Annotated in this window: 18 protein-coding genes and 3 pseudogenes; 11 read left to right on the top strand and 10 right to left on the bottom strand. The window is 64.1% G+C overall.

Features of this window, described 5'->3' with window-relative positions:
- Positions 1–5: 5 nt before the first annotated feature.
- Genes ACHMW6_RS27030 through ACHMW6_RS27020 form a run of 3 tightly spaced genes read right to left on the bottom strand, consistent with a single transcriptional unit; the run spans position 6 to position 2,504 of the window.
- Positions 6–944, bottom strand: coding sequence for a branched-chain amino acid ABC transporter permease (locus ACHMW6_RS27030; protein ID WP_395401511.1), 939 nt, complete (start codon positions 942–944; stop codon positions 6–8).
- Positions 945–948: 4 nt separating this feature from the next.
- The gene (locus ACHMW6_RS27025; RefSeq protein WP_395401509.1) at positions 949–1,689 is read right to left on the bottom strand and encodes an ABC transporter ATP-binding protein; all 741 of its coding nucleotides are present in this window, start codon (positions 1,687–1,689) and stop codon (positions 949–951) included.
- Positions 1,686–2,504 (bottom strand): ABC transporter ATP-binding protein, encoded by an 819-nt coding sequence (locus ACHMW6_RS27020; RefSeq protein ID WP_395401507.1) that lies wholly within the window; start codon positions 2,502–2,504, stop codon positions 1,686–1,688. Before ACHMW6_RS27020 ends, ACHMW6_RS27025 begins: the two co-directional genes overlap by 4 nt.
- Positions 2,505–2,656: 152 nt before the next feature.
- Between ACHMW6_RS27020 and ACHMW6_RS27015 the strand changes: the two are divergent.
- The 4 genes and pseudogenes from ACHMW6_RS27015 (at position 2,657) to ACHMW6_RS27000 (ending at position 8,116) form a co-directional block, all read left to right on the top strand.
- A pseudogene (locus tag ACHMW6_RS27015) lies at positions 2,657–4,742 on the top strand (3-hydroxyacyl-CoA dehydrogenase NAD-binding domain-containing protein).
- A gap of 3 nt (positions 4,743–4,745) precedes the next feature.
- A complete protein-coding gene (locus tag ACHMW6_RS27010; protein WP_395401505.1) occupies positions 4,746–5,198 on the top strand; it encodes a MaoC family dehydratase in 453 nt (150 codons plus the stop codon).
- A 21-nt stretch (positions 5,199–5,219) separates the two neighbouring features.
- On the top strand, positions 5,220–7,094 hold the full coding sequence (locus tag ACHMW6_RS27005) for an AMP-binding protein (RefSeq protein WP_395401503.1): 1,875 nt from the start codon (positions 5,220–5,222) through the stop codon (positions 7,092–7,094).
- Positions 7,095–7,402: 308 nt separating this feature from the next.
- Positions 7,403–8,116, top strand: a complete 714-nt coding sequence (locus tag ACHMW6_RS27000; protein ID WP_395401501.1) for a sulfite exporter TauE/SafE family protein — start codon at positions 7,403–7,405, stop codon at positions 8,114–8,116.
- 61 nt (positions 8,117–8,177) lie between these two features.
- Here ACHMW6_RS27000 and ACHMW6_RS26995 read toward each other — a convergent pair whose 3' ends face one another.
- Complete coding sequence (locus ACHMW6_RS26995) at positions 8,178–9,068, bottom strand: YicC/YloC family endoribonuclease (protein WP_395408724.1); 891 nt, start codon at positions 9,066–9,068, stop codon at positions 8,178–8,180.
- A gap of 95 nt (positions 9,069–9,163) precedes the next feature.
- On the opposite strand from ACHMW6_RS26995, the gene ACHMW6_RS26990 reads away from it, so the two are divergent.
- The 6 genes and pseudogenes from ACHMW6_RS26990 to hemW all read left to right on the top strand — a co-directional run bounded on the left by ACHMW6_RS26990 (position 9,164) and on the right by hemW (position 14,704).
- Positions 9,164–10,168 carry a serine/threonine protein kinase gene (locus tag ACHMW6_RS26990; protein ID WP_395401499.1) on the top strand — a complete coding sequence of 335 codons (1,005 nt, stop codon included), beginning with the start codon at positions 9,164–9,166 and terminating at the stop codon, positions 10,166–10,168.
- 12 nt (positions 10,169–10,180) lie between these two features.
- On the top strand, positions 10,181–11,113 hold the full coding sequence (locus ACHMW6_RS26985) for a PP2C family protein-serine/threonine phosphatase (protein ID WP_395401497.1): 933 nt from the start codon (positions 10,181–10,183) through the stop codon (positions 11,111–11,113).
- A 7-nt stretch (positions 11,114–11,120) separates the two neighbouring features.
- Positions 11,121–11,858: a ribonuclease PH gene (rph, locus tag ACHMW6_RS26980; RefSeq protein ID WP_395401495.1), complete on the top strand. Its 738-nt coding sequence runs from the start codon at positions 11,121–11,123 to the stop codon at positions 11,856–11,858.
- A 37-nt stretch (positions 11,859–11,895) separates the two neighbouring features.
- A complete protein-coding gene (locus tag ACHMW6_RS26975; protein WP_395401493.1) occupies positions 11,896–12,837 on the top strand; it encodes a substrate-binding domain-containing protein in 942 nt (313 codons plus the stop codon).
- A gap of 43 nt (positions 12,838–12,880) precedes the next feature.
- A pseudogene (gene rdgB / locus ACHMW6_RS26970) lies at positions 12,881–13,469 on the top strand (RdgB/HAM1 family non-canonical purine NTP pyrophosphatase).
- Entirely contained in the window at positions 13,466–14,704 is a 1,239-nt protein-coding gene (gene hemW, locus ACHMW6_RS26965) for a radical SAM family heme chaperone HemW (protein ID WP_395401490.1), read from the top strand. Before rdgB ends, hemW begins: the two are co-directional and overlap by 4 nt.
- A 168-nt stretch (positions 14,705–14,872) precedes the next feature.
- On the opposite strand, the gene ACHMW6_RS26960 is transcribed toward hemW, so the two are convergent.
- The 5 genes and pseudogenes from ACHMW6_RS26960 to ACHMW6_RS26940 form a co-directional block, all read right to left on the bottom strand.
- Positions 14,873–16,561, bottom strand: a complete 1,689-nt coding sequence (locus tag ACHMW6_RS26960) for a methyl-accepting chemotaxis protein (RefSeq protein ID WP_395401488.1) — start codon at positions 16,559–16,561, stop codon at positions 14,873–14,875.
- A gap of 113 nt (positions 16,562–16,674) precedes the next feature.
- Positions 16,675–17,748, bottom strand: a complete 1,074-nt coding sequence (locus ACHMW6_RS26955; RefSeq protein ID WP_395401486.1) for a patatin-like phospholipase family protein — start codon at positions 17,746–17,748, stop codon at positions 16,675–16,677.
- Entirely contained in the window at positions 17,749–19,170 is a 1,422-nt protein-coding gene (locus ACHMW6_RS26950) for an efflux transporter outer membrane subunit (protein WP_395401484.1), read from the bottom strand.
- Positions 19,167–22,316, bottom strand: a complete 3,150-nt coding sequence (locus tag ACHMW6_RS26945; protein ID WP_395401482.1) for an efflux RND transporter permease subunit — start codon at positions 22,314–22,316, stop codon at positions 19,167–19,169. The genes ACHMW6_RS26950 and ACHMW6_RS26945 overlap by 4 nt, the downstream gene beginning before the upstream one ends.
- 12 nt (positions 22,317–22,328) lie before the next feature.
- A pseudogene (locus ACHMW6_RS26940) lies at positions 22,329–23,559 on the bottom strand (efflux RND transporter periplasmic adaptor subunit).
- Positions 23,560–23,681: 122 nt separating this feature from the next.
- Here ACHMW6_RS26940 and ACHMW6_RS26935 point away from each other — a divergent pair.
- Entirely contained in the window at positions 23,682–24,053 is a 372-nt protein-coding gene (locus ACHMW6_RS26935) for a hypothetical protein (protein ID WP_395401480.1), read from the top strand.
- A gap of 167 nt (positions 24,054–24,220) precedes the next feature.
- Here the strand turns inward: ACHMW6_RS26935 and tal are convergent, their stop codons facing one another.
- On the bottom strand, positions 24,221–25,156 hold the full coding sequence (tal, locus tag ACHMW6_RS26930) for a transaldolase (protein WP_395401478.1): 936 nt from the start codon (positions 25,154–25,156) through the stop codon (positions 24,221–24,223).
- Between the last annotated feature and the right edge of the window lie 16 nt (positions 25,157–25,172).

The raw sequence follows: 25,172 nt of genomic DNA, 5'->3' as shown, positions 1-25,172 counted from the left end.
CATCATTATTCTCTCTGTCCCATCAGGCCGCGCGGACGGAACAGCAGCACTGCCAGCACCATTGCGAAAGGAATCAGCGGCGCGAAGCGGCTGACCGGTTCTGCCAGCGCATCCACGCCGGCGGCCCATTGCTGCAGGGGGCCAAGCAGTTCGGCCCAGCTCAGGCCCGTGGAAATCGCCAGCGTCTGCAACACCCCCAGCAGGATGGAGGCGACAAAGGCGCCGGCCAGCGAACCGAGGCCGCCCACCACGATGATGATGAACAACTGGGTGCCCAGCTGGTTGGCCATGCCGGGCTCCGTGCCCAGCAGGTTGCCTGCCAGCGCGCCCGCCAGGCCCGCCAGTGCGGCGCCCAGCACGAACACGCCGGCGCGCAGGGCGGGCAGGTTGTGGCCAAGGGAATTGACGACATCCGGATGCGACAGCGAAGCGCGCACCGTCACGCCGATGCGCGTGGTCTTCAGCATGATGAACAGGCTGGCCAGCACCACCAGCGACATGCTTAGCGCAAAGAAGCGGTAGGCCGAATATTCGATGCCGTGGAAAGTGAACAAGGCGAAGTCGAGCGATGCAGGAACCTGGTAGGCGACCGGCTGCTTGCCCCACACCAGGGTGACCACTTCCACCAGTACGAAATCCAGCGCGAAGGTGAACAGCAGGGGACCGAGCAGGCCGTAGCGCATCACATGGCGCAATCCATAACGTTCGACGGCGGCGCCCAGCAGCGCACAGCAGAGCGGCGCGGCCACCAGGCCGGCCCAGAAGCCCAGGCCCAGCAGCTGGGCGAAGGTATAGCTGAAGTAAGCGCCCAGCATATAGAAGGCGGTGTGGGCGAAATTCAGCACGCCGAGCATGCTGAAGACGAGGGTGAGGCCCGCCGCCATCAGGAACATCAGCATTCCGTACGTGACGCCATTGAAGAGGCCCAGTGCCAGTGTATCCATCGGTTCAGACCTCCAGCCAGTGAGCGCGCACGCCCGGATCGGATTCAAATTCGTTGACCGTGCCGTCGAACACGATGCGGCCGTGGCCCATCACATTCAGCCTGTCGCAGCACTGCAGGGCAATTGTGAGCTTCTGCTCGACCAGCACGATGGCCACACCGCGCTTCGCGATCTCGCGCAGCAGGTTTGCCACCTGTTCCACCATGGACAGGCTCAGGCCCTCGGTCGGTTCGTCGACCAGGATCAGACGCGGCCTGCCCATCAGCGCACGGCAGATGGTCAGCATCTGCTGCTCGCCGCCGGACAGCACGCCGCCCGGTGTATTGGCGCGCCGCTTCAGGTTGGGGAACATGTCGAAGAATTCCTCTTCGCTCCAGCTGGCGCCAGCCGTCTTTTCATGGCCGGCGAAATTCCGTCCGCGCATGCCCACGGCGAGGTTTTCGCGCACCGTGAGGTCGGGGAAGATGCCGCGGTCTTCCGGCACGTAAGCGATGCCAGACCGGGTGACTTCATGGGTTGGCGCCTTGCCGATTTCCTTGCCGTCCATCGTCACGCTGCCGGCGCCGCGCACCAGGCGCATGATGGTTTTCAGCAGCGTGGAACGGCCGGCGCCGTTGCGGCCCAGCAGGCCGACCGTTTCGCCGGCATTGACCGTGAGATCGACGCCGTGCAGCACCTGGCCCTGGCCATAGCCGGCCGTGACATCGCTGGTGCGCAGCAGTGGAGTGGGATGCAGCTGGCTCATGACACCTCCATGGCGGCGGCCTGCTGCAGCGTGGCCGGAACGCCCAGATAGGCTTCCTGGACCTTGCGGTTGGCGCGGATCTGCGAAGGGATGTCGGTGGCGATCAATTCGCCGTACACCAGCACGGAAATCCTGTCGGCCAGCTCGAACACCACATTCATATCGTGTTCGATGATGACGATGGTGCGGCGCGCATCGCCGGCGCGCAGCTTCTGCAGCAGGCCGATCACACGTGCCGTTTCCTCGCGGTTCATGCCGGCCGTGGGCTCGTCGAACAGCAGCACCTGCTGGCCGCCGGCAATCGCCATCGCGATTTCCAGCGCGCGCTGGTCGGCATAGGACAGCAGGCCGGCTGCAACGTGGGCCTTTTCCAACAGGCCCACTTCATCCAGCACTTCCAGCGCCCGCAGGTCGGCGGGACCGCCATGCGGCAGGCCGCGCCAGAAGGCGGGGCCATAGCCGACGGCGCGCAGGGCGCCGATGCGCACATTCTCGAAGGCGCTCATGCGGGCAAAGAGGTTATTGGTCTGGAAACTGCGTCCCAGACCGCTGCGGCTGATTTTGCTGGGACTGAGTCCCGAAATCTGCGTGCCGCACAGGGAAATATTGCCGCTGCTGGGGCGCAGGTGGCCGCTGATCAGGCCAAAGAGGGTGGATTTTCCGGCGCCGTTGGGACCGATCAGCACATGGCATTCGCCCTGCGCGACCTCCCAGTTTACGCCCCGGATGATTTCGGTGGCGCCGAAGGCTTTCTTTACTGCTGCAAGGTGCAGTGCAGGTACTGCGCCTTGTGTCTCCGTTCTTGATTCGTTCATTTGTATGATCCAAACATTACAATGTAAAGATGCGAATTCATAATAGCAGCAGATTTCGCCACTGCCAAACACTATTTAAGTGGTTCAGTTATATTGACTTCCAAACTTTACACTGTCAAAATCAAATCACCAGAACCTCAGCGGAGACGACGATGCATGCAGCAAGCGATTACCCAACAGTGGACGGTGTAGCCATCCTTTCTCTCGACAATCCCCCGGTGAACAGCCTCTCGGGCGCGCAGCGCGGCCGGCTGGGCGCCATGCTGCAGCACGCGGCGGCGCGCAGCGATGTGCAGGCCATTGTGATCACGGGGAAGGGCGGGATTTTCTGCGGAGGCGCCGATGTGCGCGAATTCAATACGCCGGCCCAGCGTATCAGTCCCATCATGCCGGAGCTGATCGAAGGCTGTGACAAGATCGACAAGGTTGTAGTCGCCGCAATCGAGGGCTTTGCCTACGGCGCCGGGCTGGAACTGGCGCTGGCCCTGCACTACCGCGTGGCCGGCGCGGAGGGCAAACTGGGCTTGCCGGAAGTGAAATTCGGCTTCCTGCCCGGCGCGGGCGGCACGCAGCGCCTGCCACGCCTGGTGCCGATGGACAAGGCTGCCGACATGATGCTGACCGGCGCCGCCGTCACAGCTGAGGAAGCCCATCAACTGGGACTGGTGGACGCCATTTTCGAAGGTGATGTGCTGTCCGCCGCCGTGGATTTCGCCCGCAGCAAGATCGGGCCAGTTGCGCCGCACGCGCGACCTGCCGGCCCGGGTGGACGCGCTGGCGCCCGGCTACCTGGCCAAGCTGCGCGACAAGGTCGAAGCCGGCGCCCAGGGCAATATCGCCAAGCTTCATATCGTCGATTGCTGCGTCGCCGCAGTCGAGCAGCCTTTCGACCAGGGCCTGGCTTATGAGCGCGAGCGCTTCCTCGCCATGCTCGGCACGCCGGAATCGAAGGCGTTGCGCCATGTATTCGTCGCCGAGCGCCAGGCCGCCAAGATCGCCCGCCTCGGCGCGGACGTGAAACCGCGCCCCGTGCAGAGCGCCGCTGTGATCGGCGCAGGCACCATGGGCTCCGGCATCGCCATCTGCTTTGCCGACGCCGGCATTCCCGTCACCCTGATCGACGCCAAGCCGGAGTCGCTGGAACGCGGCCGCGCCCACATTGCCAAAGTCTATGACGCCAAGGTGGCCAAAGGCCGCATGAGCGCCGCCGAGCGCGAGGCCGTGCTGGCCCTGATCACGCCGGGCGCCGCGCTGACCGATGCCGCCGGTGCGGACATCGTGGTCGAAGCCGTATTCGAAGACTTCGACCTCAAATGCCGCATCTTCAAGGAACTGTCCGAAATCACGAAGCCCGGCTCTATCCTCGCCACCAACACGTCGATGCTGGATGTGAACGCGATTGCCGCCGCCACCAACCGGTCGCAGGACGTGATCGGCATGCACTTCTTCTCGCCGGCCAATGTCATGCGCCTGCTGGAAGTGGTCGATTGCGAACAGACGGCGGACGATGTGCTGCTGACCGTGATGCAGCTCTCGCGCACCCTGGGCAAGGTGCCGGTATCGTCCGGCGTGTGCGATGGCTTCATCGGCAACCGCATGTTGCAGAAGTACCTGCAGCAGGCGCTGTTCCTGCTGGATGAAGGCTGCTCGCCGCAGCAGATCGATGGCGCGATGCAGAAGTGGGGCATGGCCATGGGCCCGCTGGCCGTGGGCGACCTGAGTGGCCTGGATATCGGCTGGTCGATCCGCAAGCGCCGCTACATCGAGCGGCCGGAGATGGTCTATTCGCGCATCGCCGACCGCATCTGCGAAGCGGGTCGCCTGGGCCAGAAGACCGGCAAGGGCTGGTACCGTTATGAGCCGGGCCAGCGTACGCCGCTGCCGGACCCGGAAGCGGAAGCCATCCTGGCCGCCTACCGCGCCGAGCACAACATCCCGCAGCGCCAGGTGAGCGACGAGGAAATCGTGCAGCGCCTGCTGTTCGCGCTGGCCAACGAGGGGGCGGCCATCCTGAGCGAAGGCATCGCCCAGCGCGCTTCCGATATCGACGTGGTCTACATCACCGGCTACGGCTTCCCCGCCACGCGCGGCGGCCCGATGTTCTTCGCCAGCGAATTCGGCCTGGACAAGGTGCTCGCGAAAATGCGCGAATGGCAGCAGGGCTACCAGGGCAGCCAGTGGCAGCCGGACCCGCTGCTGGTGTCGTTGGCCGAACAGGGCAAGACCTTTGGGGGCTAAACCATGGTCAAACGATACCTGGAAGACCTGGAGGTCGGCGAGCGGTGGACCAGCGCCCCGATCGCGATCACTCAGGAAGACATCATCAACTTTGGCCTGAGTTTCGATCCCCAGCCCTTCCACACCGACCCGGAAGCCGCGGCGGCCGGCCCCTTCGGCGGTCTGGTGGCCAGCGGCTGGCACCTGGCCTCGATGGCTATGCGTGTCAGTGTGGAAGCGCGTATCTTCGGCGACCTGCCGGTGGTGGGCGTAGGCGTGGATGAGCTGCGCTGGCTGCAGCCGGTAAGAGTGGACGACGTGCTGACCGTGGAGCGCGAGCTGGTGGAAATCATCACCTTGCCGGACAAGCCGAAGCGCGGCATCGCCAAGGCCCGCCTTGAGCTGAAGAACCAGCGCGGCGAAGTGGTCATGCGCATGTATGGCCTGTCCAGCGTGCCAAAGCGGCCGGCCGCATAATACAGCGATGGAGACAGCAAGATGACGACAAATACTACCGCTCAGGTTCCGTTCCGCAACGTAGGCTTCCGCAAGCCGACAGCCACTGTCGAGCGCAAGCCCGGCGGCGTGCTGCTGCTGGGCTCTGGCCATGACCTGGGCCAGCCCGCCGCCTGCACCACCGACTGGCTGGCGCACTGGATCAAGCTGCGGCCCGATAATCCCATGCTGGTGCAGCGCAATGCGCAGGGCGAATGGGTGAGCTGGTCCATCCGCCAGGTGTGGAACGCGATCCGCTCCGTGGCTTCCTCGCTGCTGGCGGCCGGTGCTTCGCAGGAAAAGCCGCTGGCCATCCTGTCCGAGAATTCGGCTGAGCAGGCCCTGATGACGTGGGGTGCGCTGTATGCAGGCGTGCCCGTGGCGCCTGTATCGCCGGCCTATGCGGCACTGGGCGGCGAGTTCACGCGCATGCGTTCCACGCTGGCCGTGGTGAAGCCCCATCTGATCTTCGTGCAGGATGCGTCCAAATACGCGGGCGCCGTCGCTGCAACGGGCCTGCCGTCCGAGCGCATTATCACCGTTGACGGCGCCCAGCCGGGCATGCAGCGCTTTGCCGCCTGGTCGGAAGCACCGCTGGCGCCCGGCCTGGAAGAGCATCACGCCGCGCTGAAGCCGGAGCAGCACGCAAAGTATATGTTCACCTCGGGCTCCACCGGTGTGCCCAAGGCCGTGGTGCAGACGCGCTCGATGCTGGCCGCCGCGCAGGAGATGGCGGCGCGCGTATTCGAGAAGGACCCGGAAGAGCAGCCGGTCTACCTGGAATGGCTGCCCTGGCACCATGTGATGGGCGGGAACATCGTGATGAACCGCATCCTGCGTTTCGGCGCCACGCTGTACATCGACGATGGCCGCCCGATGCCGGGCCGTTTCGACATCACGCTGAAGAACCTGCGCGAAGTCGCGCCTTCGCTGTACTTCAACGTGCCGATCGGCCTGACGATGCTGATTGCCGCGCTGGAGAAGGAGCCGGAATTCGCGCGCCACTTCTTCTCGCGCCTGAAGTACGTCTATTACGGCGGCGCCGTGCTGTCGCGCGACCTGTACGACCGCTTCCAGCGCCTGGCCGTGTCCATCACGGGTGAGCGCATCGTGCTCACTTCCGTGTTCGGCGCCACCGAGTCGTCCGGCCCGGCCGTCACGCAGTACTGGGCGGTGGACGATGTGGGCTGCATCGGCCTGCCCGTGTCGGGCGTGGAACTAAAACTGCTTGAAGATCCGAATCTTCCGGGTCGCTACGAGATGCGCCTCCGCGGCCCGAATATCTTCAGCGAATATCTCGGTGCGCCGGAGCTGAGCGCCAATGCCTTTGACGAGGATGGCTATTACATGCTGGGTGACGCGGTGCGCTTCGTCGACCCGGAGCAGCCGCTGGCGGGTCTGCGCTTCGCGGGCCGCTTCGCCGAGGACTTCAAGCTGGCGAACGGCACCTGGGTGCGCACCGCCGCACTGCGTACCCGCCTGCTGGAGGCTTGCAGCCCGCTGCTGCGCGAAGCCGTGCTGACCAGCGACGGCGCGGATACCGTCGGCGCCCTGGCCTGGCCCGATCCTTCCGCCTGCGCGAAGCTGCTGCCGGAGCTGGAGGGCGTGCAGGTGCAACAGCTGCGCCAGCATCCGGCCCTGCTGGCGGAGCTGGAGCAGCGGCTGTCTAAGGTCAACGCCGATGTGCGTGCCGCTTCGATGCGCATCGAATGCCTTGGCCTGCTGGCCGAGCCGCCGTCGATGCAGGCCTACGAGGTGACGGACAAGGGCAGCATCAACCAGCGCGCCGTGATCGAGCGCCGTGCGGATGATGTGAAAGCGCTGTTCGCCGATCCCCGTCCAGCCACCACCGTGCGGTCCGCACCGTGCTCGAAGTGAGACGCTACCGGGGCGGCTTCCGCCGCCTCGCCACCACCGAGCTGGGGGACGAGCAGCAGTGCCGCAACTGCGGCGAGCTCTGGCCCGCGGACGAAGATTTTATGTCGTCCGCGGCCGCTGCCTGGGATATGAGTGCAAGGCTTGTATCAGCGAGCGGCGGCTGAAAACCTGGAATGCTCGTGGCAGGCACGATGTGCCAGCCACCTGGTTTATGTCTTTAGTTTGATTTTCAGGTTGGCGGCCTGCGTAGTAACATCCTCACCATGCAATTGGACCCCATAGTTATTACCGTTTCCATGGCGGCTGTCATGGCCATTGGCTTCATGAAGGGGGCGTTCGGCGGCGGCTTTGCCATCATCGGCATTCCGCTGCTCGCCCTCGTGATGGACCCGATCAAGGCCGGCAGCATGCTGGCGCCGCTGTTCGTGGCCATGGACCTCTTCGCCCTGCGCTTCTGGCGCCCCAATACCTGGTCGAAGCCCGACCTGGCCTTGCTGGTGCCGGGCCTGGTAGCCGGCATCATCGCAGGCTACGTCCTGCTGGAGCATGTTGACCGCCATATCGTCGAAATCCTGATGGCGCTGACGACGCTGTATTTCGCCTGGCTGTGGCTGCGGGGGAAGGGCGCCGGCGTCACGCGCGAGCGCTCGCAGGGCAAGGCGGTGCTGGCCGGCACGGCGTCCGGCGTGACCACGATGGTCGCGCACTCCGGCGGGCCGCCGCTGGCCATGTACCTGCTGCCGCTTGGGCTGTCGAAGGAAGTTTATGCCGGCACCACCAGCATGTTTTTCACGATCGGGAATTTGCTCAAGGCGGGGCCCTGGATCGCCGTGGGACGTTTTGCGGACGGTTTATGGGTGCTGATGCTGATTTGCCTGCCGGCGGCGTTTTTCGGCGTCTGGGCAGGGTGGAAATTACATGGACGGCTGAATCAGGAGCAGCTTTACAGGATTTGTTATGGGCTGCTGGTGATTACGGCGTTTAAATTGCTGTGGGATGGGGTGGCGGGGTATTTGCACTAAACCAGAGGCGTAAAGCAAGTGTCAGGCACGATGTGCCTGACACTAGATTTTGCCCTGGGTTTTATTCCAGGTTCTGAACCTGCTCGCGCATCTGCTCGATCAGCAGCTTCAATTCCATCGACGCATCGGCCAGCTCCTTCACGGAAGCCTTGGCGCCGAGCGTATTTGCTTCGCGGTTCAATTCCTGCATCATGAAGTCCAGGCGTTTGCCGACCTGGCCGCCTTTTTTCAGGATATGGCGGGTTTCGGTCAGGTGAGCGGAGAGGCGGCCCAGTTCCTCGGCCACGTCGATGCGGATGCCGTACAGGATGACTTCCTGGCGGATGCGCTCCATCGCGTCCTGGCGCGACAGGGAAGTGTTAGAGCCCTGGCAAGCCAGGCCCAGTGCTTCCTGCATGCGCTCGACGGCCTTTTGTTGGAATTGTGCAACTACCTGCGGAATCAGCGGCGTGATGCGTTTTACGATCGCTTCCATCGCTTCGATGCGGGAAACCAGCATCGCTTCCAGCGCCGCGCCTTCGCGCTGGCGGCTGTTGACGAAGGATTCCAGGGTGCGCTTCATCAGCTCGGAGACGTCCTGCTGCAGCGATTCCTGGCCGATCTGGGCCTCTTCCACCACGCCCGGCCAGCGCAACAGTTCGGCGACGGACATCTGCGTCGCGCCGGCAAAGTGCTGGCCGACTTCGCCTTGCAGGCGGGCCAGTTCATTCAGGAGGGTGACGTTCAGAGCCTGGGTGCCCGCGGCAGCCGCCTTGCGGCCAAAACTCAGTCGCAGCTCGACTTTGCCTCGCGTGATCGCGCCCATGATGGCCGAGCGTAAATCGGGTTCGAGGGCGCGCAGATCGTCGTTGATTCGGAACTGTAGATCAAGGAAGCGCGAGTTGACGCTCTTGATCTCAATTGTCAGTGTTCCCGCCGCGCTCTCGCTGGTGGCAACCGCGTAGCCTGTCATGCTGGAAATGCTCAAAGGATATCCCCGATTTTGTCTTTGTCTTTACAATACACTGTTTTGTCCACACAATCCGGTTAGTTGAAGCGAGGAAACTTATGGCAGCTCAGAACAACGCTCCCCTACCGGATGGCCTGGAAATTGCTGGATACCGCATTGTAAAGAAAATTGCGTCAGGTGGGTTCAGTATTGTGTACCTCGCCTATGACGCAGAAGGCAATGCGGTTGCAATAAAAGAATATTTACCAAGCACGCTTGCATTACGTCAAGAGGGAGAATTCATCCCGGCGGTGTCCAAAGCGAACCTTGCGGTCTTTCGTATAGGGCTGAAATGCTTTTTTGAAGAGGGTAGAGCCCTCGCAAGAATTTCACATCCAAATGTTGTAAGAGTGTTGAATTTCTTTCGCGCGAATGAAACTGTTTATATGGTCATGCATTATGAATCGGGCCATTCGCTGCAGGAACACATCCAGCGTCAGCGCGCAAAAGGGCGCAATTCGGGTGAAGCTTTTATCCGCCAGATTTTTACGCAGGTACTAAAAGGCTTGCGCGAGGTGCATACCAATAAACTTCTGCACCTGGACCTGAAGCCGGCGAATATTTACCTGCGCACCGACGGCACGCCGATGCTGCTGGATTTCGGCGCCGCGCGCCAGACCGTGAATACGGACAGCCCGAAGCTGATGCCCATGTACACGCCCGGTTTCGCCGGTCCCGAGCTTTATTCCAAGACCGAGACCCTGGGCCCCTGGACCGATGTGTACAGTATCGGCGCCTCGATGTTCGCCTGCATGGTGGGCCAGCCGCCGCAGCCGGCCGACCAGCGCCGCAAGGAAGACAGGATGGAAGCCCACTTCGCCAAGCTTGACGGCCAGTATTCGCCGGAACTGGTGAAGCTGGTACGCTGGGCGCTGCAGCTTGATCCGCTGGCCCGTCCGCAAAGCCTGTTTGAACTCCAGAAGCTGCTGCAGGCGCCCGCCGCGCCGCCCAAGCCCGCGCCCGAACCGGGCACGCTGGAAAAGCTGGGCGACCAGATGCGCGACTTTGCGGGACGCCTCGGCTTCGGCCGCAAGAAAGCCGGTTCGCCGCGCACGCAACACTAAGGGAGGCTGGCCATGCAATTCTCCGTCTATCAGCAAACGCATATCGGCGGCCGCAAGGTCAACCAGGACCGCATGGGCTACAGCTTCACACGCGACGCGCTGCTGCTGGTGCTGGCCGATGGCATGGGCGGCCACGCCCGAGGCGAAATCGCCGCCACCATCGCCACCCAGGTGCTGTCCACCATGTTCCAGCAGCAGGCCACGCCCTATGTGAAGGGGCCGGAGCGCTTCCTGGAGGATGCCTTCCACGCCGTACATCGCGAAATCCACCGCTACACGGCGGCCAACAATATGCCGGAGTCGCCGCGCACGACCATCGTGGCCTGCCTGGTGCAGCACAACACGGCCACCTGGGCGCACTGCGGCGATTCGCGCCTGTACTGGATACGCAATGGCCAGGTGCACGGACGCACGCGCGACCACTCGCATGTGGAGAACATGATCGAGAAGGGCCAGATTCCGGCGTCCGCCCGCGCCACGCATCCGGACCGCAACAAGCTGTATAACTGCGTCGGCGCGAACACGGTTCCGCGCGTGGACATCTCGGGCCGCGCCAGCCTGCTGCCCGGCGATACCCTGTTATTATGCTCGGACGGGCTGTGGTCCATGCTGCCGGACGAGGAACTGGTGCAGGCCATGTCCAGCCAGACGGTGGTGCGCGCCGTGCCGGAAATGCTGTCCACCGCGCTGCGCCGGGCCGGCGATACCAGCGACAACGTGACCGCCCTGGCCATCATGTGGCAGGGCAGCCTGGTCACGGATAGTGCGCCCACTTCCACCCAGGTCTCGTCCACTGTGATCTCGACCGAGGCGCTGCCCGATGACCTGGTCAGCACCACCATCCACGGCAAGTCCGGGGTGGACGTGTTCGACGACGACGAAATTGAAAAGGCGATTGCGGAAATCCGCGGCGCCATCGAAAAATCATCCCAAATACTCAAATAGGATTTTCATGACTTCTGTTACCCGCCCAAGCGGCCGCCCGGTCGATGCGCTGCGCGAGATCCGCATCACGCGCAACTACACCAAGCATGCCGAAGGCTCCGTGCTGATCGAGTGCGGCGACACGAAAGTGATCTGCACCGCCAGCATCGAAGAGAAGGTGCCCGGTTTCCTGAAAGGGAAGGGCCAGGGCTGGATGACGGCCGAATACGGCATGCTGCCGCGCTCCACCCACTCGCGCATGGACCGCGAAGCGGCCAAGGGCAAGCAGAGTGGCCGCACCCAGGAAATCCAGCGCCTGATCGGCCGCTCCCTGCGCGCAGCTTTCGACCTGCAGGCATTCGGCGAGCGCACGCTGCACCTGGATTGCGACGTGATCCAGGCCGATGGCGGCACCCGCACCGCGTCCATCACGGGCGCCATGGTGGCGGCTTACGACGCGTTTTCGAAGCTGGTGGCGTCCGGCGCGATTCCGGCCATGCCCATCAAGCACTTTGTGGCCGCGATCTCGGTCGGTGTCTATCAGGGCGTGCCGGTGCTGGATCTCGACTACCTGGAGGATTCGGACTGTGACACCGATATGAATGTGATCATGACCGACGCCGGCTCCTTCGTAGAAGTGCAGGGCACCGCCGAAGGGGCTGCCTTCGATCGCGTGGCCATGAACCGCCTGCTGGACCTGGCGCAGGCCGGCATCGAGAACCTGATCGGTCGGCAAAAGCAGGCCCTGGGGCTGGCCGCCGGCTAAGCGGACGCGCGCCGCAGCGGGAGTAAAATGGGCAACCATGAAAAAGTGGATCCCGCTCCTGCTGGTGTGCATCGCGTTTGCGGTGTGTCCCGCCTTTGCCCGGGACCTGAACATTGTCTTCGTACCGAAGGCGCGCGACCAGGACTTCTGGACTTTCATGCGACAGGGCGTGGAACGGGCGGTGCAGGAAGACGGGCATGTGAACCTGACCTGGCGCGGTGCTGCCTACAACGACGATATCGATTCACAGATCGATATCGTGCGCATCTATTCGAAACCCGACATTGACGCCATCATCATCGCCGCGACCGACCATGCGCGCCTCGCGGAGCCCGTGCGGCAGGCCGCGGCGCTGGGGATCAAGATCGTGGCGGTGGATTCCGCGCTGGACGGCAATGCCCACGTCAACTTCATCACGACCAACAATTACGCGGCCGGCAGGATGGCGGCCGAGCGCCTCTCCACCCTGATGAAGGGGCAAGGCACGGTGGCCGTGCTGCGCACCAATGTCGGCAGTGGCTCGACCAATGAGCGCGCCAACGGATTCGTCGATTACCTGAAGAAGAAAGCGCCGGACATGGTCATCGTGGCCGACGAATATGGTGGCGGCACGCGCGGCAAGTCGGCGCGCAGCGCGGCGGGCTTGCTGGAAAAATATCCGAACGTCGATGCCATATTCGCCGTCAATGAATCGTCCAGTGACGGCGTGCTGCGGACATTGCGGCATATGGGCCTTGCCGGCAAAAAGAAATTTATCGGCTTCGACACCTCCGATTTCCTGCTGGAAGGCCTCGCGAAACAGGAAATCAATGCGCTGGTGGTGCAGAATCCGCGCCAGATGGGCTATCTGTCCATGAAAGCCGCTGTTGCCGCCGTCCGCGGCGCCGCGATCAGGGAGCCGACCATCCTGACAGACGCGGTCATGGTCACCCTGGAGAATTACCAGAAGCCCGAGATTCAAGCGCTGCTGGTGCCGTAGGATTACAATGGCGGGCTGTCACCAACGAATTGCCGGATTATCCATGACTCAACGCATCGTTCTCGCATCGAACAACCAGGGCAAGCTCAAGGAATTCAATGAGCTGCTCTCGACCATTGGCTTCACGGTCCATCCGCAGGGCGAATTCAACGTCTCGGAGTCGCCGGAGCCGTTCCATACTTTTGTCGAAAATGCACTGACCAAGGCGCGCCATGCATCGCGCCAGACCGGCCTACCGGCGCTGGCCGACGATTCGGGCGTTTGCGTGACTGCGCTGAACGGGGCGCCGGGCGTGTATTCGGCGCGCTACGCGGGCGAACCGAAGTCGGACGCCCGCAACAGCGAAAAGCTGATCGATGACCTGCAAGCGTTTGAAGACAAGTCCGCCTATTATTACTGCGTGCTGGTCTACGTGCGCCATGCGGACGACCCGGCAGCCCATCATTGCGGACGGCCGCTGGGATGGCGAGATCCGCGCCGAGGCGCGCGGCGAAAACGGCTTTGGCTATGATCCGTTCTTCCTGATTCCCTCGCTGGGCAAGCATGTGGCCGAGCTGCCGTCCGAAGAGAAGAACCGCCTGTCCCACCGCGGTCAGGCCTTGCGCGCACTGGTAGAGAAGCTGAAAAAATGATTCCGATTAAACCGGTGGGCAGCAAGAGCGCTACCCGGACCATAGACACTGCCGCCGGCGTGGCGGCGCAATACCTGCAGCCGGGCGCGCTGAATTTGTCGGCGCTGCCGCCGCTGTCGCTGTACATCCACTGGCCCTGGTGCGTGCGCAAATGTCCCTATTGCGATTTCAATTCGCACGAGGCCAAGGGCGAAGTGCCGGAACAGGAATACCTGGCCGCCCTGCGCGCCGACCTGGAAATGTCGCTGCCGCTGATCTGGGGCCGCAAGATCTACACGGTGTTCATCGGCGGCGGCACGCCTTCGCTGATGTCTGCCGCGGGCATGGACCAGCTGATGTCCGACCTGCGCTCCTTGCTGCCGCTGGATGGCGCAGCCGAGATCACGATGGAAGCCAATCCCGGCACCTTCGAGGCTGAGAAGTTCAAGTCCTACCGCGCCAGCGGCGTCAATCGCCTGTCGATCGGCATCCAGAGCTTCAACAGTGAGCACCTGGAAGCGCTGGGCCGCATCCACGATTCGAACGAGGCGCGCCGCGCGGTGGAAATCGCCCAGGCCAACTTCGACAACTTCAACCTGGACCTGATGTACGCGCTGCCGAAGCAGTCGCTGGCCGAAGCGCGCCAGGATATCGAAACCGCGATTTCGTTTGCGCCGCCGCATCTGTCTTTGTATCACCTGACGATGGAGCCTAACACTCTGTTCGCCAAGTATCCGCCCGCGCTGCCGGACGATGATACCTCGGCCGATATGCAGGACATGATCGCCGACCTGACCGGCGCGGCTGGGTACGGGCATTACGAGGTGTCCGCGTACGCCCAGCCGGGACATCGGGCGCGCCATAACCTGAATTACTGGCAGTTCGGCGATTATCTCGGTATCGGCGCCGGTGCGCACTCCAAGCTGTCCTTCCCGCACCGCGTGCTGCGCCAGGCACGCCACAAGCATCCGCGTTCCTATATGGATGCGGTGAAGGCGGGCAGCCAGGTGCAGGAGGAACGCGAGATTGGACGCGACGAGATGGGCTTTGAGTTCATGCTCAACGCACTGCGCCTGGTTGATGGTTTCGAACCGAATCTGTTCTCCGAGCGCACCGGCCTGGCGATGAATGCCATAGAAAAGGCCCTTAACGCCGCTGAGGCGAAGGGCCTGTTGTACCGCGATTATCAGCTGATCAAGCCGACTGAGTTGGGGCAGAGGTTCCTGAACGATTTGCAGGAGATGTTCCTGGCATAACGGCTCGCGTTTGGGGCCGCGTGGGCGGCGGATCAGATCATCCGCCCTACGCGAATCGGTAGAGCGTAGGGCGGGTCATTGACCCGCCGTGTGTGCGGATCGAAGCGCGTAGGGCGGGTCATTGACCCGCCTTGTATGCGTCGCCCGCGTCAGAATTCTTCCCACTCATCATTGACGGTCGCCGGCTTGCGGCGCTCGACGCCAGGCGCACGCGGCTCGGCTGCCGGCGCTGGCCGCGGCGCTGCAGTGATTGCGCGGCGCGCCGGCGTTGCCGGACGCTTGACGCGCGGGGCGATCGGCGCGGGCGGCAGGCGCGAAGCCCGCGTCGCCCAGCTTGAAACTCGCCGCCACCTCCGCCAGCCTTGCCGCCTGCTCCTGCATGCTGGCCGCCGCCGCAGCAGCTTCCTCGACCAGCGCCGCGTTCTGCTGCGTCACCGTATCCATCTGCCCGATCGCTTCATTGACCTGATCGATGCCCACGCTCTGCTCGCGGGATGCGGAGGTGATCTCGCCCATGATATCCGTCACGCGCCGCACGGAGGACACCACCTCGTCCATCGTCGTTCCCGCGCGCTGCACGAGCGCCGTGCCATTATTCACCTGCTCGACCGAATTGCCGATCAGTTCCTTGATTTCCTTGGCCGCCGCGGCCGAGCGCTGCGCCAGGTTGCGCACTTCGGAGGCCACGACGGCAAAGCCGCGACCCTGTTCTCCGGCGCGCGCCGCTTCAACCGCCGCATTCAGCGCCAGGATATTGGTCTGGAAAGCGATGCCGTCGATGGTGCCGATGATGTCCACGATCTTGCGTGAAGACGCGTCGATGGAACCCATGGTGTCCACAACCTGGCTTACGATATCGCCGCCGCGTGCTGCAACGTCCGAAGCCGCCTGTGCCAGCTGGTTCGCCTGCATCGCATTGTCCGCATTCTGGCGCACGGTGGAAGTCAGTTCCTCCATCGAGGATGCCGTTTCCTCCAGCGAGCTGGCCTGCTCCTCGGTGCGTGCCGACAGATCCAGGTTGCCGGCTGCGATTTCCTGCGACGCATTGGCAATCGAGCCGGTGCCCGTCTGCACTTCGCTGACCACGCGGCGCAGCGCATCGTTCATTGCGCGCAGGGACTTCATCAGGTCGCCGATTTCATCGCGCGTCGTCTCTTCATCGAAGCGCGTTGTCAGGTCGCCCCTGGCTACCGTGTCGGCAATGCCCAGCGCGGAATTCAGCGGCACGGTGATGCTACGCGAGATCATCCACGCCGCCCATGCACCGAAGGCCAGCAGCAGGGCGCCCGGAGTCAGCAGAAGCTTGGTATTGCGGTCGCTCGCCTTGTCGATGGCGGCCGCGGTATCGTCGATCGATTTGCGCTGCAGGACCAGCAACTCTTTCACCTTGTCCTGGTAAGCCTGCGCGGAGGGCGCGAATTCATCCTTGTACAGGCGCTCGGCCAGTTCCGCATCGCCTTTCTTGCGCGCGTCCATCACATGGTTCTTTGCTTCCTGGTACTTGCCGCGCAGGTCCACCACGGCCTTGTAGATCGTGCGTTCCTGGTCCGTTTCGATCAGCTCATCGATGCTCTTCATCAGCGCCGAACCGCGCTTGGTGCTGTCGGCAATTACATCGGCAAAAGTGGTAGGCAAGTCCGCGTCGCTGCTGCGCGCGATCATGGCTGTGCGGGCGATGGCCGAATAGATCAGCACATACCAGTCGGCCACGATGCGCTCCTTGGCGAGCGGCTTATCCATCATGGCCCGCGTGGCCTCGGCGGTGCCGCGCGAATGGATCAGCGCATAACCGGTAGCGAAGGCCGATATCAGAAGAACAATGCCGAAGCCGGCGGCCAGCCGGGTTCCGATACGCATTTGCGACAAACTTTTCATCTCTCTAATCCCCAGCGAAGGCGTTTTGTAATGGTCACGCTAGTATGCGCCAGCGAGGCGCATAGCCGGGTAGTAGAGTTGCGCGAGCGCAACAGTTAAATCGGCGATGCCTGCCGCAGGTCAGGTTTCTCGGCCCAGCGCGCCAGCGCCTCGGCCATGCGCTCGCTTTCACCGATGGCAACAGTCCAGTCGCGGATGCGCGCGCCGTGATCCTGGCCGTAATGCTTGAAGTCCGCCCGGTCGGGCAGCTTGCCATTCGGCAGGCGGGTGAGGAAGGAAGGGGAGGGCGATATCAGGATGACATTTTCCACCGCAGCATCCCTGGCCCGGCGCCATGGCATGGACTTGTCCAGCCAGCCGGGCACGATGTGGTCGGTGAAGTGCGGATACATCACCAGGCCTGCGTCGCGCTGGTAGGGCAGGTGCAGGTGGTAGTCGATCAGGCCACCGTCCCAGTAAGCGCCTTCCGGTGCGCCGGCGATGCCGGTTACCGCTTCCAGCACCAGCGGGATCGAGCCGGATGCCAGCAGCGCATCGCGCACATTGTTCCCGGCGAGGCCGACGAAGTGCGTGGCGAAGGCGTCGAAGCGCTCGCGCAGCCATGCGGCATCGTCGCGCTGGTCGTGGAAGATCACGCGCTCCATCGAACCGGCCAGGCGGCTGCGCGACAGGGCATTGCCGGCCGCAGCGCGCAGGAAGCCCGCCATTTCGCGCCAGCGGCTGCCCTGGGTGCGGCCCAGGGCGCCAATGCCGCGTACCGTGATGATGGACAGCAGATAGTCCGGATTGGACAGCGGCTCTGCGCCACGTCCCTCCAGCACTTCATCGAGCAGGCCGCGGCAGGTGCGGCTGACGTAGGCCGCGTCCACTTTCTCCGGATAGGTCTGGTGCGCATAGTGGTGGGCCAGGCGGCGCAGGCCCGCGATCGGGTCATGCAGCGAGGCCGCCGCCATGCGCCATGCGCCGATGGAAGCGCCGACCAGCCTGCGCTTGCGCGGCGCGCTCCTGAACCATTCACCGAACATCCACTGGTCGATGCCGCTCAGGATCAGCCCTTTCGGGCCGCCTGCGGCAGCGGGGACGATGGCGATGTCCGCCGCCTGCAAGCCTTCGCGCTCGATGCGCTGGCGCGCCCTTGCGCCCAGGCGGATGCTGATCGGCGAATCCACTTACTTCATGCCTCCGCCGAGGGCGCGGTACAGGTCGATGGCGCTGGTCGTGCGCAGCAGGCGGGCCTGTACCAGCGCCTGTTCGGCGCTGAACAGCTCGCGCTGCGCATCCAGCACGTCCAGCGAACTGGCCACGCCGTTCTCGAAGCGCAGTTGCAGCAGCTTCAGGCGCTCGGCCTGGGCATCCTGCACGGCGCGCTGCGCCGCCACCTGGTCGCCCAGGTAGCTGCGCGCGGCCAGTGCATCGGCCACTTCGCGGAACGCCACCTGGATGGTCTTCTCGTAGTCGGACACGGCGATGTTCTTGCGCACGTTCGCCACGTCCAGGTTGGCGCTGTTGCGGCCTGTATCGAAGATCGGCAGCGTCAGTTGCGGCACGAAGGACCAGGTGCTGTTGCCGCCGTCGAAGAGCTGCGAGAAGGACGGGCTGGCGCTGCCGATGGCCGTCGTCAGCGAAATGCGCGGGAAGAAGGCGGCGCGGGCGGCGCCGATATTCGCGTTGGACGCCTTCAGGCGCTGCTCGGCGGCGCGGATATCGGGACGGCGCGCCAGCAGGTCGGAGGGCAGGCCTTCCGGCACGGCGCTCATCGCATCGATCTGCTCATCGCTGGCCATGTTGCCGGCGGCAGCGCTCTTCGGCGGCGCGCCGACCAGCAGGGTCAATGCATTCTCGGCCTGGGCGCGCTGGCGCGCCAGGGCGAGGGCCGAAGCGCGCGCCGTTTCCATCAGCTGCTCGTTGGAGCGCAGGTCCAGCAGCGACGAAGCGCCTACGTCCATGCGCTGCTTTGTCAGGTCGTAGGTGCGCTTGCGGGCTTCATAGGTGCGCTGTGCCAGATCGTATTGCTCGGCGAAGGCGCGTTCCGTGAAGTAGGCCTTCGCCACTTCGGCCACCAGGCTGATTTGCGCCGTCTGGCGCGCTTCGTCGGTGGCCAGGTAGTTCGCCAGCGCGGCATCGCTCAGGCTTTTCACGCGGCCCAGGTAATCCAGCTCGAAGGCGGAAATGCCGACGCCGGCATCGAAGCGCTCGCCGACCATGGACTGGCCGGTGCCGTTGGCGAAGCCCGGCGTGCGGCCGCGCGTTTCGCTCAGCGTGGCGTTCAGCGTGGGCAGGCGGTCGGCGCGCTGGATGCGGTAGGCGCCGCGCGCTTCCTCGATGCGCAGGGCGGCCGTACGCAGGTCGCGGTTGTTTTCCAGCGCGGTGGCGATCAGCTGCTGCAGGCGCTCGTCGGTGAAGAATTCGCGCCAGCCGATGTCCACGGCAGCGCGGCCGGCCGTGACCGGGCCGGGAGGTGTGGCGCCACCGGCCGGCAGCGCTGCCGGGAACTGTTCGGCCACCGGCGCTGCCGGGCGCTGGTAGGTCGGGGCCAGCGAGCAGGCGGACAGCAGGGCTGCCGCCAGCACGGTGAGGGAAGTTTTCGTCATGCTTTGGCCTCCGGCAGATCGAGTTCATGTGCTGCAAGGCGGCGCTGGCGTTCGCTGCCCTTGAAGATGCGGCGTACCACCACGAAGAATACCGGCACCAGGAACACGGCCAGCACCGTCGCGGTGATCATGCCGCCCATCACGCCGGTACCGATGGCGCGCTGGCTGGCGGAACCGGCGCCGCTGGCGACAACCAGCGGCAGCACGCCGAGGATGAAGGCGAGCGAGGTCATGATGATGGGGCGGAAGCGCAGGTGCACCGCTTCCAGCGTCGCCTCGATCAGGCCCTTGCCCTGCGCCTGCAGGTCCTTGGCAAACTCGATGATCAGGATCGCGTTCTTCGCCGACAGACCGATGATCGCAATCAGGCCCACCTTGAAGTACACATCGTTCGGCAGGCTGCGGATATGGGCGCCCAGCAGCGCGCCCAGCACGCCCAGCGGCACCACCAGCAGCACGGCTACCGGAATCGATTCGCTCTCGTACAGCGCGGCCAGCACCAGGAAGGCGGCCAGCATGGACAGGGCGAACAGCATCGGCGCCTGGGCGCCGGACAGGCGTTCCTCCAGCGACTGGCCGGTCCATTCGATGGCGAAGCCCGGCGGCAGCTGCTCGGAAAGGCGCAGCAGTTCATCCATCGCCTCGCCGGTGGAGCGGCCCGGCGCCGCGCCGCCCGTGATGCGGATGGCTGGATAGCCGTTGTAGCGCACCAGTTGCAGCGGGCCCTGGACCCAGTGCGAAGTGGCGAAGGCGGAGAACGGCACCATATTGCCGCTGGTGCTGCTGCGCACATACAGGTGCATGATGTCGGTCGGCTGCATGCGGCGGTTCTGGTCGGCCTGCACGATCACGCGCTGCTGGCGATTGCTGCTGGAGAAATCGTTCACATAGGACGAACCCAGGGCAGTGGACAGCGTGGCATTGATGTCGGCAAAGGAAACGCCCAGGGCGTTGGCCTTCTCGCGGTCGATGTCCAGCGACAGCTGCGGGGCGTCTTCCAGGCCTTCCGGACGGGTACCGGCCAGGATTTCGCTCTTGGCGGCAAGGCCCAGCAACTGGTTACGGGCGTTGACCAGGGCTTCGTGGCCGCCGGCGCTGCGGTCCTGCAGGCGCGCCGTGAAGCCGGTGGCGTTACCCAGTTCGCGGATCGGCGGAGGGCTGAGAGGGAAGATGATCGCATCCTTGATGCCCGACAGTTCTTTCAGACCACGTGCAGCGATCTTCTCGGCGGTGTCTTCGGGGCCGCGCTCATTCCAGTCCTTCAGCGGAATGAACACCAGGCCCGCGTTCTGGCCATTGCCGGAGAAGCTGAAGCCGGCGACGGCAATGGTGCGCGCCACGCCCGGCTGCTTGCGGAAATAGGCTTCCACCTGGGCCAGCACGTCTTCCGCGCGGCTGCGCGAAGCGCCCGGCGGCAGCTGCACGTTGGTGATGATGTAGCCCTGGTCTTCGTTCGGCAGGAAGGAAGACGGCAGGCGCACGTACAGGAAGGCCACGATGCCCAGCAGGGCCGCGTAGATCAGCAGGTAGCGGCCGGTGCGCTTCAGGATCTTCGCCACCCAGCCCTGGTAACCCGTGGCCGTGGTGTGGAAGCTGCGGTTGAACCAGCCGAAGAAGCCGCGCTTCTCGTGGTGGTGTCCCGCCTCGACCGGCTTCAGCATGGTCGCGCACAGGGCCGGCGTCAGCGACAGCGCCATCAGCGCCGAGAACACCATGGCCGACACCATGGACAGCGAGAACTGGCGGTAGATCGCGCCCACGGCGCCGCCGAAGAAGGCCATCGGAATGAACACGGCGATCAGCACCAGCGTGATGCCGATGATGGCGCCCGTGATCTGGCTCATCGCCTTGCGCGTTGCCTCGCGCGGCGACAGGCCTTCCTCACTCATGATGCGCTCCACGTTTTCCACCACCACGATGGCGTCGTCGACGAGGATACCGATGGCCAGCACCATGCCGAACATGGTCAGCACGTTGATGGAGAAGCCGAACACCTGCATCGCGGCAAAGGTACCCATCAGGGCAATCGGCACCACGATGGTCGGGATCAGGGTGTAGCGGATGTTCTGCAGGAACAGGTACATCACGAGGAACACCAGGGCCACCGCTTCAAACAGCGTCTTGACCACTTCCTCGATCGAGATCTTCACGAACAGGGAGGTATCGTAGGGAATGGTGTACTTCAGTCCGGGCGGGAAATACTTTGCCAGCTCGTCCATCTTGTTGCGCACCAGGGTGGCGGTGGCCAGCGCATTACCCGTCAGCGACTGCTGCACGGCGATGGCCACGAAGGGCTTGCCATTCAGGCGGGCGCTGAGATTGTAGTTGGCGCCGCCCAGTTCCATGCGGGCCACGTCCTTCAGGCGCACGGTGGAGCCATTAGGATTGGCGCGCAGGATCACATTGCCGAATTCCTCGATGGAGGTCAGCTGGCCCGTGACCACGACGGGTGCGTTATAGGTCTGCTCGCGCGGGTTCGGCAGGTCGCCGACGGTGCCCGATGCCACCTGGGCGTTCTGGGCCCGGATCGCGGCCGTCACATCACCCATATTCAGCTTGTAGCCCACCAGCTTGGCCGGGTCGACCCAGATGCGCATCGCGCGCTCGGTACCGAACAACTGGGCCTGGCCCACGCCCGGCAGGCGTTTCACCTCGTTCAGCACATTGCGTGCGAGGTAGTCGCCGATGGCGTTCGGGTCCATGCGGCCGTCTTCGGAATAGGCGCCGACGAACATCAGGATGTTGGAGCGCGCCTTGTTCACCTGCACGCCCTGCTGGATCACGGCCTGCGGCAGGCGCGATTCCACGCGCTTGATGCGGTTCTGCACGTCCACGGCAGCCAGGTCCGGATTGGTGCCCGGCTGGAAGGTCACGGTGATCGTCACGCCGCCGCTGGCGGTGCTTTCCGATTCAACATATTGCAGCCCGTCCGCACCGTTCATCTCCTGCTCGATCACGGAGGTGACCGAGTCGTCCAGCACCTGGGCGGTGGCGCCCGGGTAGTTGGCGGTGACGACGATGGAAGGCGGGGCGATGGTCGGGTATTGCGCCACCGGCAGGAATTTGATCGCCAGCGCTCCACCCAGCAGGATGAAGAGGGCGATCACCCAGGCGAAGACTGGGCGGTCGATAAAGAACTTTGCCATTAGGGCTCCCCGTTATTTGGCGGCTGCGCCGTTGGCGGGAGCGGGGGCTGCGCCGGCCGTGGCGGCGGCTACCGGAGCCGGGGCTCCGGCAATGGCGGCCTTGGGCGGGCCGTTCCAGGCCACAGGGGTGACGGTGCCGCCCGGCTTGGTCTTCTGGAAGCCTTCGACCATGATGCGCTCGCCGCCCTTCAGGCCGGAAGTGATCACCCAGTTCTTGCCTTGCGATTCTTCCGCCGTCACCGGCTGGGAAGTAACCTTGTTGTCCGGACCGATCACGAACACGGCCGAGCCTTCGGCGCTGCGCACCACGGCCTGCTGCGGCACGGTGATGGCTTTCTCGTCCACGCCCTGCTCCAGGCGGGCGCGTACATACATGCCGGGCAGCAAGGTGCGTTTCGGATTCGGGAATTCGGCGCGCATGGAGACGGAGCCCGTGCTTTCATCCACGCTCACGTCCGAGAACAGCAGCTTGCCGCTGGTGCCATATTCGGTGCCGTCTTCCAGTTGCAGCGTAACGCGCGCCGTATCCTTGCCCACGCTCTTCAGCTTTCCGCTGGACAGCGCCTGCTTCAGGCGCAGCAGTTCGGAGGAAGACTGGGTGATGGTCACGTAGATCGGGTCGAGCTGCTGCACCAGCGCCATCGGCGTGGCTTCGATTCTGGCCCACCAGCGCGCCTTCGGTGACGAGGGCGCGGCCCACGCGGCCGGAAATCGGCGCGGTCACGGTGGCGTAGCCCAGCGTCAGGCCGGCCGTCTTGCGGTTGGCGCGCGCCGTTGCCAGGTCGGCATTGGCCTGCTTCTGGGCGGTGATAGCGTCATCGTATTCCTGCTGGCTGACGGCCTGCGCGGCCAGCAGCGGCTTGTAGCGCTTGACCTTCAGGTCGGCCTGGGCCAGGTTGGCTTCGGCGCGCGCCACGGCGGCTTCCGCGCTGTCGTAGGTGGCCTGGAACTGGGCCGGGTCGATCCGGAACAGGACCTGGCCCGCCTTCACGTCGCCGCCTTCCTCGAACACGCGCTTCAGCACGATGCCCGGGGTACGGGCGCGCACCTGGGCGATGCGGTAGGCTTCCACGCGGCCGGGCAGCTCATCGGTGATGGCGAGGGAGCCGGTGGAGACGGTGATGACGGAAACTTGGGGAGGAGGAGGGGCGGTTTTGGCGGCGTCTTCTTTTTTACCGCAGGCTGCGAGCGTCAGGGTAAGGGCGGCGGCAGCAAGGGGCAGGTACCGGGATACGGGTATCATGGATGTCTCGTGTTTCGGTTATGGGCAGGGGACAAGGGGAGCATTGTATAACAGTGTCAAATGTATCGTTTTGTAAATGGTTTCCCGACACTTGGTCACAAAATTTCCGTAGGAGAACAAAGATGATCCTGGCTATCGTGGGTGGTTTGCTGCTGGCGCTCGGCCTGTTCGCCGGCATTGTGCTGGTGCTGGTGCCGCTCGGACTGGCGGCCATGAATAGCGGGGCGATGCTGTGGGTGCTGTTCCCGCTGCTGAGCATCATCGGTTACACGCTGTTTGCAACCGGGGCGAGGGTGGGGAATTTCCGGGCGCTGTCGTTTGCCGTGTCCTGCCTGCTGTTGGTGCTGGCGGTGGCGTCGGCGGCGGGATTGGTGCTGGAGGCGACGGCGCTGATCAGCCCTGTCGGTGGGACGTTGTCGTTATGGTATGTGCTGGCGGTGGCCGGCTTGCTGGGGACGGTGGGCGCGGCCGCGTCATCAAAGACCGCCGCGTGAGCGCACGCACGGCGGATCAATGATCCGCCCTACGCACATCGGGTACGCGCGCACCACGTCGGATTGGCCCACGCGGACGCATCACGTCGCATCGGGCCACCGTCGCATGACGTCCAACACAGCGTAGGGCGGATCGTTTTGATCCGCCGTGCTTGCGTGTCGGCGGCTTAACGCAGCGCCGCGATCATCTGCTTCAGCTTGCCCGCGTCGGCCACGAATGCGCGGATGCCTTCAGCCAGCTTCTCGGTGCCCATGGCATCTTCGTTCAACATGAAGCGGAAGGTCTTCTCGTCGATGGCGATTTTGGCCGGCGCATCAGCGGCGGCGGTTTCCACGCTCAGCTTGCGCTCCACGCCGCCGGTGGTGTCGGCCAGCTTTTGCAGCAGGTCCGGGCTGATGGTCAGCAGGTCGCAGCCGGCCAGTTCCAGGATCTGGCTGGTGTTGCGGAAGGAAGCGCCCATCACCTCGGTCTTGTAGCCGTGGGTGCGGTAGTAGTTGTAAATGCGCTTCACGGACTGCACGCCCGGATCTTCGGCGCCCTGGTAGTCGGTGCCGGTGGACTTCTTGTACCAGTCGTAGATGCGGCCCACGAACGGGGAAATCAGCTGGGAACCCGCTTCGCCGCAGGCCACGGCCTGGCACAGCGAGAACAGCAGGGTCATATTGGTGCGGATGCCTTCCTTCTCCAGGATCTCGGAAGCGCGGATGCCTTCCCAGGTGGAGGCGATCTTGATCAGCACGCGCTCGCGCGGGATGCCGGCCTTTTCGTACAGGGCGATCAGCTCGCGGCCTTTAGCAACATTGCCTTCGGTATCAAAGGACAGGGCAGCGTCGATCTCGGTGGACACGCGGCCTGGAACGTATTTCAGGATTTCGGTGCCGAAGGCGATCAGCAGGTGGTCGACGATGGTGCCGATGGAGGCGCCTGGGTTGTCGCGCACGGCTTTTTCCAGCAGCGGCTTGTATTCATCCTTCTGCACGGCTTTCAGGATCAGCGACGGGTTGGTGGTCGCATCCTGCGGGGCGTAGGCCTTGATCGACTGGAAATCGCCGGTGTCGGCGACCACGGTGGTGTATTGCTTAAGCTGCTCGAGCTGGTTCATGAAGCACCAATTCCAA

It is taken from the genome of Pseudoduganella sp. UC29_106 (genome assembly GCF_044055365.1).
Classification (GTDB): domain Bacteria; phylum Pseudomonadota; class Gammaproteobacteria; order Burkholderiales; family Burkholderiaceae_D; genus Rugamonas.
This window is presented reverse-complemented; position numbering and strand designations above follow the sequence as displayed.